The organism is Ancylobacter defluvii (assembly GCF_018390605.1).
GTDB lineage: Bacteria > Pseudomonadota > Alphaproteobacteria > Rhizobiales > Xanthobacteraceae > Ancylobacter > Ancylobacter defluvii.
In genome coordinates this window covers 685,303-699,335 of record NZ_JAHBGD010000024.1, presented here as the reverse complement: position 1 = coordinate 699,335, position 14,033 = coordinate 685,303, and the positions used below count along the sequence as shown (strand labels likewise).

General features: G+C 66.8%; 10 protein-coding genes. 3 read left to right on the top strand and 7 right to left on the bottom strand.

The annotated features are described in order from the left end of the window. Positions 1-12: 12 nt before the first annotated feature. Positions 13-2,028, bottom strand: coding sequence for an acetyl-CoA carboxylase biotin carboxylase subunit (locus KHC24_RS19450; RefSeq protein WP_213364948.1), 2,016 nt, complete (start codon positions 2,026-2,028; stop codon positions 13-15). A 9-nt stretch (positions 2,029-2,037) separates the two neighbouring features. Beyond that, on the bottom strand, positions 2,038-3,570 hold the full coding sequence (locus KHC24_RS19445) for an acyl-CoA carboxylase subunit beta (RefSeq protein WP_213364947.1): 1,533 nt from the start codon (positions 3,568-3,570) through the stop codon (positions 2,038-2,040). 325 nt (positions 3,571-3,895) lie between these two features. On the opposite strand from KHC24_RS19445, the gene KHC24_RS19440 reads away from it, so the two are divergent. Next, positions 3,896-5,335 carry a helix-turn-helix domain-containing protein gene (locus KHC24_RS19440; protein WP_213364946.1) on the top strand — a complete coding sequence of 480 codons (1,440 nt, stop codon included), beginning with the start codon at positions 3,896-3,898 and terminating at the stop codon, positions 5,333-5,335. A gap of 247 nt (positions 5,336-5,582) precedes the next feature. Here the strand turns inward: KHC24_RS19440 and glnT are convergent, their stop codons facing one another. The 5 genes from glnT to KHC24_RS19415 form a co-directional block, all read right to left on the bottom strand. Then, positions 5,583-6,884: a type III glutamate--ammonia ligase gene (glnT, locus tag KHC24_RS19435; RefSeq protein WP_213364945.1), complete on the bottom strand. Its 1,302-nt coding sequence runs from the start codon at positions 6,882-6,884 to the stop codon at positions 5,583-5,585. Between the two features lie 104 nt (positions 6,885-6,988). Continuing rightward, on the bottom strand, positions 6,989-8,326 hold the full coding sequence (locus KHC24_RS19430) for an FMN-binding glutamate synthase family protein (protein WP_213364944.1): 1,338 nt from the start codon (positions 8,324-8,326) through the stop codon (positions 6,989-6,991). Between the two features lie 9 nt (positions 8,327-8,335). Then, positions 8,336-9,064, bottom strand: a complete 729-nt coding sequence (locus KHC24_RS19425; protein WP_213364943.1) for a GltB/FmdC/FwdC-like GXGXG domain-containing protein — start codon at positions 9,062-9,064, stop codon at positions 8,336-8,338. Further along, a complete protein-coding gene (locus KHC24_RS19420) occupies positions 9,061-9,942 on the bottom strand; it encodes a class II glutamine amidotransferase (RefSeq protein WP_213364942.1) in 882 nt (293 codons plus the stop codon). Before KHC24_RS19420 ends, KHC24_RS19425 begins: the two co-directional genes overlap by 4 nt. 132 nt (positions 9,943-10,074) lie before the next feature. After that, a complete protein-coding gene (locus KHC24_RS19415) occupies positions 10,075-10,761 on the bottom strand; it encodes a helix-turn-helix domain-containing protein (RefSeq protein ID WP_373878582.1) in 687 nt (228 codons plus the stop codon). Between the two features lie 134 nt (positions 10,762-10,895). Between KHC24_RS19415 and sthA the strand changes: the two genes are divergently transcribed. Next, positions 10,896-12,290 carry a Si-specific NAD(P)(+) transhydrogenase gene (gene sthA / locus KHC24_RS19410; RefSeq protein WP_213364941.1) on the top strand — a complete coding sequence of 465 codons (1,395 nt, stop codon included), beginning with the start codon at positions 10,896-10,898 and terminating at the stop codon, positions 12,288-12,290. Between the two features lie 221 nt (positions 12,291-12,511). After that, positions 12,512-13,864 (top strand): MFS transporter, encoded by a 1,353-nt coding sequence (locus KHC24_RS19405; protein WP_213364940.1) that lies wholly within the window; start codon positions 12,512-12,514, stop codon positions 13,862-13,864. Positions 13,865-14,033 lie beyond the last annotated feature (169 nt).

Genomic DNA, 14,033 nt, shown 5'->3' with positions numbered 1-14,033 from the left:
GGTTCCGGCTCCTCAGGCGAATTCGAGGATGACGGCATCGACGGCGAGGCTGTCGCCGGCCTTGGCGAGCACCTTCTTCACCGTGGCGTCGCGCTCGGCGCGCAGCACGTTCTCCATCTTCATCGCCTCGACGACGGCGAGCGCCTCGCCGGCCTTCACCTCCTGCCCTTCGGAGACGGCGATGGAAACCACCAGCCCCGGCATCGGGCAGAGCAGTTGCTTGCCGCTGCCGGGCTCCAGCTTCTCGGGCATCAGGGCGGCCAGCTCGGCCTCGCGCTCGGTATAGACGACCGCCGCCACCGCCACGCCGCGATGGCCAAGCGCGACGCCGTTCAGCCGCGGGCGCACCTGCACGCTGATCCGGTCATCGTCGAATGTCCCCTGCCAGACCGGCTCTCCCGGCTTCCAGCCCGAGCGCAGCTCATGCGTGCCGGCCGGGCGCCCTTGCGGATCGAGGACGGTGACGATGAAACCGCCGGCCGCGCGGTCGACTTCGCAGCACAGCGACACTTCGCCCAGCCGCACCACCCGGCGATGCTGGAACTCCACGACGCGTCCCGGCAATTGCTGGGAGATCGCCCGCTTGCGGGCATTGCCGATATTGTCGATCACCGCCGCCACCGCGGCGAGGCGGCGGGTGAGGGCAGGCGTCAGCCCCGCGCCGGCGAAACCGCCCCTGTATTCCTCGGCGATGAAGCCGGTGGACAGCTGTCCCTCGCGCCAGCGCGGATGGTCCATCAGCGCCGAGAGGAAGGGGATGTTGTGCTGGATGCCGTCAATGGCGAAAGCATCGAGCGCGTCAGCCTGCGCCTCGATCGCCTGCGCCCGCGTCGGCGCGTGGGTGATCAGCTTGGCGATCATCGGGTCGTAATAGAGCGAGATCTCGCCGCCCTCATAGACGCCGGTATCGTTGCGTACCGTGACGCCCTCCTTCACTCCCTCGACTGGGGGACGATAGCGGGTAAGGCGGCCGATCGAGGGCAGGAAATTGCGATAGGGATCCTCGGCATAGACGCGGCTCTCCACCGCCCAGCCCTTCAGCTTCACATCGGCCTGGGTGAAAGCGAGGGGCTCGCCTGCGGCGACGCGGATCATCTGCTCGACCAGATCGATGCCGGTGATGAGTTCGGTGACCGGATGCTCCACCTGCAGGCGGGTGTTCATCTCAAGGAAGTAAAACGACTTGTCCTGCCCGGCGACGAACTCCACCGTGCCGGCGCTGTCATAGTTCACCGCTTTCGCCAGCGCGACGGCCTGCTCGCCCATCCTCCGGCGAGTCGCCTCGTCGAGCAGCGGCGAGGGGGCTTCCTCGATGACCTTCTGGTTGCGGCGCTGGATCGAGCATTCGCGCTCGCCGAGATAGACGACGTTGCCGTGCTTGTCGCCGAGCACCTGGATCTCGATGTGGCGCGGGTCGACGATGAATTTCTCGACGAACACCCGGTCGTCGCCGAAGGAGGACTTGGCCTCCGAGCGGGCACGGTCGAAGCCGTCCTGCACCTCGTCGCGGGAATGGGCGATGCGCATGCCCTTGCCGCCACCGCCGGCCGAAGCCTTGATCATCACCGGATAGCCGATCTCGTCGGCGATGGTCGCCGCCTGCGTGGCATCCTCGATCACGCCGAGATAGCCGGGGACGGTGGAGACATTCGCGGCGGCGGCGGCCTTCTTGGATTCGATCTTGTCGCCCATCGCCTCGATGGCGCCGGGGTTGGGGCCGATGAAGACGATGCCTTCCTTCGCGAGCGCTTCCGGGAAGGCAGCGCGCTCGGACAGGAAGCCGTAGCCGGGATGCACCGCCTCGGCGCCGGTCTGTTTGCAGGCGGCGATGATGCGGTCGATCAAGAGATAGGACTGCGCGGCCGGCGCGGCGCCGATATGCACCGCTTCATCCGCCATGGAGACGTGCAGCGCATCCTTGTCGGCATCGGAATAGACCGCGACGGTTTTGATGCCCATGCGGCGGGCGGTCTTGATGACGCGGCAGGCGATCTCGCCACGGTTCGCGATGAGGATCTTACTGAACATTACGGAGCCTCACAGCGGCAGGTTGTCGTGCTTCTTCATGGGCGCCTCGACATGCTTGGAGCGCAGCATGGCGAGCGCGCGGGCGATGCGCTTGCGGGTGGTGCGTGGCGCGATCACCTCGTCGATATAGCCGCGCTCGGCCGCCACGAAGGGCGAGAGGAAACGCTGCTCATATTCCTTGGTGCGCGCGGCGATCTTGGCGGGATCGTCGATGTCGGCGCGGAAGATGATCTCCACCGCCCCCTTGGCGCCCATCACCGCGATCTGCGCCGTCGGCCAGGCATAGTTGACGTCGCCGCCGACATGCTTGGAGGCCATCACGTCATAAGCGCCGCCGAAGGCCTTGCGGGTAATCACGGTGATCAGCGGCACGGTGGCCTGCGAATAGGCGAACAAGAGCTTGGCGCCATGCTTGATCAGCCCGCCATATTCCTGCGCCGTGCCGGGCAAAAATCCCGGCACGTCGACGAAGGTGAGGATCGGGATCTCGAAGGCGTCGCAGAAGCGCACGAAGCGCGCCGCCTTGCGCGAGGCATCCGAGTCGAGCACGCCGGCCAGCACCATCGGCTGGTTGGCGACGATGCCGACCGTGCGGCCCTCGACGCGGCCGAAGCCGGTGACGATGTTGCCGGCGAACGTGGCCTGGATCTCGAAGAAGTCGCCCTCGTCGACGACTTTTCCGATCAGCTCCTTGATGTCGTAGGGCTTGTTCGGATTATCCGGCACCAGCGTGTCGAGCGAGGCGTCGAGCCGCTCGCCATCGTCGAAACTCGGCCATTGCGGCACGCCGGACTGGTTGTTGGCCGGCAGGAAGTCGATCAGCCGGCGCATCTGGAGGAGGCATTCGACATCATTGTCGAAGGCACCATCGGCGACCGAGGACTTGGACGTGTGCACCTTGGCGCCGCCCAACTCCTCGGCGGTGACGGTCTCATTGGTGACGGTCTTCACCACATCCGGGCCGGTGACGAACATGTAGGAGGTGTCGCGCACCATGAAGATGAAGTCGGTCATCGCCGGCGAATAGACGTCGCCGCCGGCGCACGGACCCATGATCACCGAGATCTGCGGGATGACGCCGGAGGCGACGACGTTGCGCTTGAACACCTCGCCATAGCCGCCGAGCGCGGCGACGCCTTCCTGGATGCGCGCCCCGCCGGCATCGAACAGGCCGATGATCGGCGAGCGGGTCTTGAGCGCCATGTCCTGGATCTTGGTGATCTTGGCGGCATGAGCCTCCGATAGCGAGCCGCCGAACACCGTGAAGTCCTTGGCGAACACGAAGACCTGCCGGCCATTGACCGTGCCCCAGCCGGTGACCACGCCGTCGCCGGGGGTCTTCACCTTCTCCATGCCGAAATCGGTGCAGCGATGCTCGACGAAGGTGTCGAACTCCTCGAAGGAGCCGCTGTCGAGCAGGAGCTCGATGCGCTCGCGGGCGGTGAGCTTGCCACGCTTGTGCTGGGCGGCGATGCGCTTCTCGCCGCCCCCCAGGCGGGCATCGGCGCGGCGCTGGTCGAGTTCGTCGAGGATATGCTTCATGGCAGGCACCTTCTCGGGGGCGCCAACTGGAAAGTCGGATGGGCGCCCGGTCGTTGCACTTCTTCTAAGCCCTTGTGACCCGCACGATAAGCTGTGAAAATGCGGATCGTAAATTTGTAAAAATTTCACAAGATCGACGATGGGTAGCGGCGAGGCGAAGTCGCACTCCGTCATTTCCCGATGAACCTCATCCTGAGGTGCCCGGCCATCGGCCGGGCTTCGAAGGATGGTCCACCGGGTGCGCCTGGACGAGCATCCTTCGAGGCTCGCTGCGCTCGCACCTCCGGATGAGGTTGTATCAGGGCGCCCACCTCGGGAGACGCCGATGTCAAAGAAGGTATTCGCCGGCCATGCGGTGCGCAATCTGCGCGAAAGGCTCGGCCTTACCCAGATGGATTTCGCCCGGCGGCTTTCGCTGTCGCCGAGCTACATCAACCAGATCGAGAGCAACCAGCGCCCGCTCACCGCGGCGGTGCTGCTCGCCATCGGTCGCATCTTCGATCTCGACATCACCCGCTTCGGCGCCGACGACCTCGACCGCATCGTCGCCGATCTGCGCGAGGCGCTGGCCGATCCGGTGTTCCGCGGGCTGGAGCCGAGCCTGCAGGATCTGAAGAACGCCACCACCCACGCCCCGGCCTTCGCCCACGCCTTCCTGCGCCTGCACGGCGCGATGCGGCGGCTGGTGGAGCGGCGCGCCGCGCTCGACGATGCGGTCACCTTGGCGGCCGCCGGCGGCGAGGCGGAGGGCGAGGCGCGCAACCTCGCGCCCTATGAGGAGGTGCGCGACCATTTCCACTACATCGACAACTATGTCGACGGCCTCGACCGGGCGGCGGAGGAAATGAGCGCGGCGCTCGACCTGTTCGCCCGTCCGGATGCCGGTGCGGTGCTGGAGCGGCATTTGCGCGAGCGCCACGATATCGGCGTCGAGACCGCGCCGCCCGATGCGGTCGACGCGCCGCTTTTGCGCTTCGACCGTCACCGCCGGGTGGCGACGCTCGCGCGCGGGCTCGATCCCGCCAGCCGGCTCTTCCGTCTCGCCACGCTGATCGCCCGCTTCGAACAGGGCGAGCTGATCGACGCTCACGTGACGGAGGCGGGCTTCCGCAGCACCGCCGCCCGCGAGGTGTGCCGGCTGTCCTTGCAGAACTATTATGCCGGGGCGCTGATCCTGCCCTATCGCCGCTTCGCTCGGCTGGCGCGCGAGAAGCGGCACGATCTCGATCTTCTCGCGGCCATCACCGGTGCCAGCCTCGAGCAGGTCTGTCATCGGCTCTCGACCCTGCAACGGCCGGGCGAGAAGGGGGTGCCGTTCTATTTCCTCAAGGTCGATCGCGCCGGCAACGTCATCAAGCGTCACAGTGCCACCCGCTTCCAGTTCGCCCGCTATGGCGGAGCCTGCCCGGTGTGGAACGTGCACGAGGCCTTCGAGCAACCCTCGAAGCTGCTGGCGCAGCTCGGCGAGATGCCGGATGGGGTGCGCTATCTCTGCCTGGCGCGGGGAACGGCCAAGCCGGCCCAGCGCTTCGGCCAGCGCGAGCGGCGCTACGCGCTCGGCATCGGCTGCGAGCTCTCCTATGCCGGGGAGATCGTCTATGCCGACGGGATAGACCTGAAGGCCGCCGGCATCGCGCCGCTGGGCGTCAATTGCCGCATCTGCCCGCGCACCCAATGCCCGGACCGGGCCTTCCCGCCGCTCGATCGCGAAATCGTGCTCGACCCGGATCGGCGCGGCGTGGTGCCGTTCGAGGTAGGGGAGTGAGCGGGTGGGGGGCAGAGCCTCCGTCCCTGAGGGACGTGATGGGGAGGTGAGGAGCTTCCCTCTCCCCGTGGGGGAGAGGACTGGGGTGAGGGGTCTCAACGCTTCCCGATGTCGTCCCCCCTCGCCGACCCGCTTCGCGGGCCAACTCTCCCCGACGGGGAGAGGGATAGCTTGGCTGCTACTACCCAAAACAAAATGCCCGGCACGAGGCCGGGCATGATGCCGTTCCGATAAAGGCGACCCCGCCTCAGATATCCAGCGTGTTGTCGCGCTCCCACTGGGTGAGGTGGCGCGAATAGGCGTTCCATTCCTCGTGCTTCAGCTTGAGGAAGCCGTCGACCACCGGCGCGCCCAGCGCGTTGCGCAGCACGTTCGACTTCTCCAGCGCCCGCAGGGCGTCAAGCAGGTTGAGCGGCAGCTTCTTGGCGCCGCGCACCTTGTGGCCGTCGGTGTACATGTTGATGTCGAGGCGCTTGCCCGGATCACGCTGGTTCTGGATGCCGTCAAGGCCGGCGGCCAGCATGGCGGCGGGCGCCAGATAGGGGTTGGCCGCGCCGTCCGGCAGCCGCAATTCCAGCCGGCCCGCATCGGGGATGCGGATCATGTGGGTGCGGTTGTTGCCGGTATAGGTGACGGTGTTAGGCGCCCAGGTAGCGCCGGAGACGGTGCGCGGCGCGTTGATACGCTTGTAGGAGTTCACCGTCGGGTTGGTGAAGGCGCACATGGCGTCGGCCGAGTGGATCAACCCGCCGATGAAATTGTAGCAGAGGTCGGAGACGCCGAGCTCGCCATCCTCGTCCTCGAACAAATTGGTGTCGCCCTGCCACAGCGAGGTGTGCATGTGGCAGCCTGAGCCGGTGAGGTCGATGAACGGCTTGGGCATGAAGGTGGCGCGCAGCCCGTGCTTCTCGGCGATGGAGCGCGCCATGTACTTGAAGAACACGTGCCGGTCGGCGGTGACGAGGGCGTCGTCGAAGTCCCAGTTCATCTCGAACTGGCCGTTGGCGTCCTCGTGGTCGTTCTGGTATGGCCCCCAGCCGAGGGTGAGCATGCAGTCGCAGATTTCCTTTATCACCTCGTAGCGGCGCATCAGGGCGGACTGGTCGTAGCAGGGCTTGGTGGCGTTGTCGGAAGCGTCGGAGATCTTCGCGCCGTCCGGCGTGGTGAGGAAGAACTCGCACTCGACGCCGGTCTTCATCTGGTAGCCGATGGATTCGGCGCCGAGCATGGTGCTCTTCAGCACGTTGCGCGGGGCCTGCGCCACCAGCTCGTCGTTCATCACCAGATCGGAGGCCAGCCAGCCGACTTCCGGCTTCCAGGGCAGCTGGATCAGGCTGCCGGCATCCGGCACCGCGAACAGATCGGCATCGGCCGGGCTCATGTCGAGCCAGGTGGCGAAGCCGGCAAAGCCCGCGCCGGCCTTCTGCATCCCGCCTATCGCCTGTGCCGGCACCAGCTTGGCGCGCAGCGCCCCGAACAGGTCGACATAGGAGATCAGGAAATACTTGATGCCGAGTTCTTTGGCGGCGTGAGCGAGATCGTTGGCCATATGTCGCGGTCCTGCTGCAATCGGTGTTCGTGCTGTTCCCCGGCCCGTTGAAGGCTCGTTGAAGCGATGAAAATGCAAATGCCGCGCCGAAGCGCGGCATCCGATCAGAAAGTCCCGTTGCTGCCGGGGATCCAGTTGGTGCCGGCCAGCGGCACGTTCGCCATGGCGGCGGCCTCGATGGTGAGCGCGACGAGGTCCTCCGGCTCGAGGTTGTGCACGTGGCTCTTGCCGCAGGCGCGGGCGATGGTCTGGCACTCCAGCGTCAGCACCGCGAGGTAGTTGGCGAGCCGGCGGCCGGCGGCGACCGGGTCGAGCCGCTTCATCAGCTCGGGGTCCTGGGTGGTGATGCCGGCCGGGTCACGGCCCTCGTGCCAGTCGTCATAGGCGCCGGCATGGGTGCCGAGCTTCTCGTACTCGCCCTGCCAGTGCGGGTCGTTGTCGCCGAGCGCCACCAGCGCCGCCGTGCCGATCGCCACTGCGTCGGCGCCGAGCGCCAGCGCCTTGGCCACGTCGGCGCCGTTGCGGATGCCGCCGGAGACGACGAGCTGCACCTTGCGGTGCATGCCGAGATCCTGCAACGCCTTCACCGCCTGCCGCACCGCCGCCAGCGTCGGGATGCCAACATGCTCGATGAAGATCTCCTGCGTGGCGGCGGTGCCGCCCTGCATGCCGTCGACCACCACCACGTCGGCGCCCGACTTCACGGCGAGCGCGGTGTCGTAATAGGGACGTGCGGCGCCGACCTTCACATAGATCGGCTTCTCCCAGTCGGTGATCTCGCGCAGTTCCTCGATCTTGATCTCGAGGTCGTCCGGCCCGGTCCAGTCCGGATGGCGGCAGGCCGAGCGCTGGTCGATGCCGACGGGCAGGGTGCGCATGCCGGCGACGCGCTCGGTGATCTTCTGGCCGAGCAGCATGCCGCCGCCGCCGGGCTTGGCGCCCTGGCCGACCACCACCTCGATGGCGTCGGCGCGCTTGAGATCGTCCGGGTTCATGCCGTAGCGCGAGGGCAGGTACTGGTAGACGAGCTGGGTGGAATGCCCGCGCTCCTCATTGGTCATGCCGCCGTCGCCGGTGGTGGTCGAGGTGCCCATCGCCGAGGCGCCGCGCCCGAGCGCTTCCTTAGCGTTGGCCGAAAGCGAGCCGAAGCTCATGCCGGCAATGGTGATCGGGATCTTCAGCTCAATCGGCTTCTTGGCGAAGCGGGTGCCGAGCAGCACCTCGGTCGAGCACTTCTCGCGGTAACCCTCAAGCGGGTAGCGCGACATTGAGGCGCCGAGGAACAGCAGGTCGTCGAAATGCGGCAGCTTGCGCTTCGCCCCGGCGCCACGGATGTCGTAAATGCCGGTGGCGGCGGCGCGGCGGATCTCCGACAGGGTGTATTCGTCGAAGGTGGCCGAGGCGCGGGGGGTGGTGCGCGGGGTGTTGCTGTGGTCGGTCATCGCGCGCCCTCAGTAGCTCGACACGTTGTCGACGTGGAAATGGTAGAGCGTGCGGGCCGAGCCGTAGCGGCGGAACTCGCCTATATCGACCTCGCCGAGAATGCCGGCGGCTTCGAGCTTCGACGCCAGCAGCGCCTTGTGCTCGTCGCGCATCTCTTTCTCGATGCAGTCGGCGCCAAGGCCGGCGACGCTGCCGCGCACGAACAGCTTCGCCTCATAGAGGCTGTCGCCCAGCGCCTCGCCGGCGTCGCCCAGCACGGTGAGGGTGCCGGCCTGGCCCATGAAGGCCGAGAGGTGGCCGACCGAGCCCTTCACCACGATGTCGATGCCTTTCATCGAGATGCCGCAGCGCGCCGAGGCGTTGCCGTCGATCACCAGCAGCCCGCCATGCGCGGTGGCGCCGGCCGACTGGCTGGCATCGCCCTTCACATGGATAAAGCCGCTCATCATGTTCTCGCCGACGCCGACGCCGGCATTGCCGTTCACTATGACGCGGCCGCGCTTGTTCATGCCGGCGCAGTAATAGCCGACCGGCCCGTCGATCTCGATGTCGATGGCGGCATCGAGGCCGGCGGCGATGGCGTGGCGTCCGTTGGGATGCGCCACCTTCCAGAAGGTCTCGTTGGTGTCGGCGGCGAGGGCATGCAGCGCGGCGTTCAGCTCGCGCACGCTGGAGGTCGACAGGTCGACCAGCTTGGTGCCGGCGACGTCACCGGCCTGCTTCAGGGAAAGGTTCATGCTGCGCGGTCCCAGAAATAGACTTTAGCCGGCTCCGGCTCCCACACGCGGGCATTCTCGATGCCGGGCAGGCCGGCGAGCGCGCGGTATTCCGAGCCGAAGGCGACATATTCGTCAGTCTCGGCCATGACGGCCGGCTTGCAGGCGATCGGGTCGCGCAGCACGCCGAAGCCGCTCTCGGTGCCGACCACGAAGGTGTAGAAGCCGTCGAGATCGCCGAGCGAATGCTCCAGCGCCTGCCCGAGCGTATCGCCCTGCCGCATGCGGTAGGTGAGATAGGCGGCGGCCACTTCGCTGTCGTTCTCGGTGGTCAGCGTCAGACCCTCACGCTCCAGCCGGCGGCGCAGGCCGGCATGGTTCGACAGCGAGCCGTTATGCACCAGGCACTGGTCGGGGCCGGTGGAGAAGGGGTGGGCGCCGTCGGTGGTCACCGCGCTTTCGGTCGCCATGCGGGTGTGGCCGATGGCGTGGGTGCCGCTCATCGTCTCCAGCTTGAAGCGCCGGGCGACATCGGCGGGCAGGCCGACCTCCTTGTAGAGCTCCATCCGGCTGCCGGCGCCGACCACGCTGATCTCCGGGAAGCGCCCGGCGATGGCGGCGCGGGTCGCGGCCTCGTCCGCCGCCGGCACGGTGAGCACCGCATGAGTATCGCGCGCCGTCACCGCATGGCCGAGCGCCGCGCCGATGGCGGCGAAATCGGTGCCGGCCGGGCCACGCAGGGTGAGCTTCACCGTGCCGTCCGAGCCCGATCCATAGACGGCGAAACCGGCCGAATCCGGCCCGCGATCGCACATGACGTCCAGCATTTCCGCCAGCATGGCGCCAAGCTGCGGCTCCAGCTTCGGATCCTTGATGAAGAGGCCGACAATCCCGCACATGAAGCGCGTCTCCCCGCAAACCATCTCGGTTGTTCGTGGCGGAGATGTACGAAGAAGTCGGATGGGCGTCAATGGATCGAGAATAAAATTTTCCTGTGAGGAAATGTCGGTGTGGAGGGCCGGTGCCGGCTTTCAGAGTGGATCGCGCGGGTAGATGATGATCGACAGATAGGTCATCGGCCGCACCAGCAGTTCCTCCGGCCCATGGGTGGCGGCGCTGTCGAACATCAGCGAATCGCCTGGCCGCAGGTGATAGGTGCGGTCGCCGTGGCGATAGTTCACCTCGCCGCTGAGCATGTGGATGAACTCCACCCCGGCATGGCGGAAGCCGGTATAGGGCACCGCCTCCTCGCTGAGCGTGATGAGATACGGCTCCACCGCCACCTCGCCGCCGAGCGCGTGGCCCAGCAGCTCGTATTGATGGCCGACCTTGGTGCCGCGCCGCTCGATATGCACCCCCTGTCCGGCGGGCACGAAGGAGCAGTCGCGCTTCTCCTCGAAGCCGGAGAACAGGCTGGAGATCGGCACGTTCAGCACCGAGGAAATCGCCTGCAACGTGCCGAGCGAGGGCGAGATCAGACCGTTCTCGATCTTGGAGAGCATGCCGACCGAGATGCCGGCGGCACTGGCGAGGTCGGAGACGGTGAGGTCCAGCTCGCGGCGGATCGCGCGCACCTGCAAGCCGAGCGCCTGTTCCAGCGTGCGCTCATTGGTGGCCGGCGCCCCCGATCCGGTGCGCAGGTCCTCCCCGCCGGCGATTTCCGCTCCGGCGGCCTCCTTGGTGCCGTCGCCTTCCGCCTGCCGCCGCTGTCCCGCCAAGGCCCGTCTCCCTCACGCTCGTCCTGCCTTGTTTCTAGCCGGGAAATGTCGGGGCGAAAACGCGGAACGTCATACCGGCTTGGCATTCATCGTGCATTGGGCAGAGGCGAGGCCTGCAGGAGCGACGGCGACCCATGCATGACTATGAGATGATCGTCATCGGCAGCGGTCCTTCCGGCCGCCGTGCCGCGGTGCAGGCTGCCAAGCTGGGCAAATCGGTGCTGGTGGTCGAGAAGGGACGCCGGGTCGGCGGCGTCTCGGTGCATACCGGCACTATCCCCTCCAAGACGCTGCGCGAGACCGTGCTCAACCTGTCCGGCTGGCGCGAGCGCGGCTTCTATGGCCGCTCCTACCGGGTGAAGCAGGACATCGGCGCGTCCGACCTGCTGGCCCGGCTGCACAAGACCCTCGATCACGAGGTCGACGTGCTGGAACATCAGTTCAGCCGCAACGGCGTGAAGACCGCGCGTGGTGCGGCGCGCTTCGTGTCCCCCTATGATATCGAGATCACCAGCGAGACCGGCGAGCATACCACCGTCTCCGGCGGGAATTTCCTTATCGCCGTCGGAACGCGCCCGTTCCGGCCGGATTACGTGCCGTTCGACGGCGTCAACGTCTTCGACAGCGACGAGATCGTCGAATTGCCGCGCCTGCCGCGCAGTCTCGCGGTGATTGGCGCCGGAGTGATCGGCGTCGAATACGCCACCATCTTCAGCGCGCTCGACGTGCAGGTGACGCTGATCGAGCCGCGCAACAGCTTCCTCGACTTCATCGACAAGGAACTGATCGAGGAGTTCACCCACGAGTTGCGCGACCGCAACGTCGCGCTGCGGCTCGGCTCGAAGGTCGCCGCCATCGAGCTCGGCAATGATGGTCGCCCGATCTGCCGGCTGAGCGACGGGCGCACCGTCACCACCGAGATGCTGCTGTTCGCCGCCGGCCGCGTCGGCGCCACCGATACGCTCAATCTCGGTGCCGCGGGGCTCGATGTCGACCATCGCGGCCGGCTCCAGGTCGATCCGAAGACCTTGCAGACCTCGGTGCCGCACATCTACGCCGCCGGGGATGTCATCGGCTTTCCCAGCCTGGCCTCCACCTCGATGGAGCAGGGCCGCGTCGCCGCCTGCCACGCCTTCGGGCTGGAGCCGCCGCCGCCGCCGGAATTCTTCCCCTATGGCATCTATTCGGTGCCGGAAATGTCCACCGTCGGCATGAGCGAGGAAGAGGTGCGCCGGCGCGAGATCCCCTATGAATGCGGCATCGCCCGCTTCCGCGAGACCTCGCGCGGCCACATCATGGGCCTCAACACCGGCATGATGAAGATGATCTTCTCGGTGAAGACCCGCCGGCTGCTCGGTGTGCACATTGTCGGCGAGGGCGCCACCGAGCTGATCCACATCGGCCAGGCGGTGCTGAACCTCAAGGGCACCATCGACTACTTCATCGAGAACACCTTCAACTATCCGACCCTGGCCGAGGCCTACAAGATTGCCGGCCTCGACGCCTGGAACCGCATGTCGCGGGCGTGATCGCCGCCGGTGCATCGCGCCGGCGCAAGAATATGTCGTGCCGTTCGGCATATGCGACCATAGAATTATAAGTGTAGCCGTGTCGGAGGTTCATTCCGCCGGCGGCTGGGTATATGACGGGCGTCAATCGCGTTGGGCGTGGATCGACGTCTGTCCCGCCCCGCTTTCGTCTGGCGCCGTGCCTCCCGATGGGCGGCGTCACCTACGGAGCCTTTTCGACCATGTCCCTAGCAGCTACCGCGGAGCGGGCCGATCCGGCCGTCGCCAATCCGCGCTCCCGCGTCATTCTCGCCAGCCTGATCGGCACCACGATCGAGTTCTACGATTTCTACGTCTACGCCACCGCGGCGGTGCTGGTGTTCCCGCATCTGTTCTTCCCGGCCGGCGACGACACCGCAGCGCTGCTCGCCTCCCTCGGCATCTTCGGCGCGGCGATGGTCGCGCGTCCGCTCGGTGCGATCTTCTTCGGCCATCTCGGCGACAAGCGCGGCCGCAAGGCGACGCTGGTCGGCGCCCTGCTGACCATGGGCATTGCCACCTTCCTCATCGGCGCGCTGCCGACCTATGAGATGGCCGGCTGGATCGCCCCGGCACTGCTGGTCGTCATGCGTCTTGCCCAAGGCTTCGCGCTCGGTGGCGAATGGAGCGGTGCGGCGCTGGTCGCCACCGAGAACGCCCCGCCCGGCAAGCGCGCCGTCTATGGCACCTTCCCGCAGCTCGGCGCGCCGATCGGCTTCATCGTCGCCAACGGGCTGTTCCTGATCATCGCGGCGCTGCTCCCCTCCGACGATCCCTCGCGGCCCTCGCAGGCCTTCCTGGAATGGGGCTGGCGCATCCCCTTCCTGTTCTCGATCGTCATGGTGATCGTCGGTCTGTGGGTGCGGCTCAACCTCGTCGAGAGCGCCGCCTTCGAGAAGACCGTGCAGAAGGGCAAGGTCACCCGTCTGCCGCTTGCCAGCGCCTTCAAGAACCACTTCCGCGAGATCGTGCTCGGCACCTTCTATATGCTGGCGACCTATGTGCTGTTCTATCTGATGACCACCTTCTCGCTCAGCTTCGGCCGCGCCGCCCCCGGCGGGCCGGTGCCGGGCCTCGGCTATGACTACACCACCTTTGTGCTGATGATGATCGGCGGCGTGGTGTTCTTCGGCATCTTCACCCTGCTCTCCGGCCCGTGGGCCGACCGCTGGGGCCGCCGTCGCACGCTGATCTGGATCACGCTCGGCATCATCGCCTTCGGCTTCCTGTGGGTGCCGATGCTCGCCGCCGGCCCGGTCGGGGTTATGGCGTGGCTGATCCTCGGCTTCACGCTGATGGGCATGACCTTCGGCCCGATGGGCGCGCTGCTGCCGGAACTGTTCCCGGCCAATGTGCGCTACACCGGCTCGGGCATCTCCTACAACGTGTCGTCGATCCTCGGCGCGGCGGTGGCGCCGTTCATCGCGGTGATGCTGTGGCGCTATGGTGGCGGCTCGCCCTTCTGGGTTGGCGTTTATCTCTCGTCGATGGCCTGCATCACGCTGGTCGCGCTGCTGCTCGGCCCGGAGACCAAGGACGTCGACATCGAGCGTTGAGCGGATCGATCCCGAAAGCAAAACGCCCGCGACGGGAGACCGTCGCGGGCGTTTCCATGTTTTGCAGTGAAGGGTTCGCGACATGGACCTCTTCAATTTCCTCTCCCCGGTGGGGAGAGGTGGCCCGCGCAGCGGGTCGGTGAGGGTGAGGGCTGCTGCGGAGCATGAG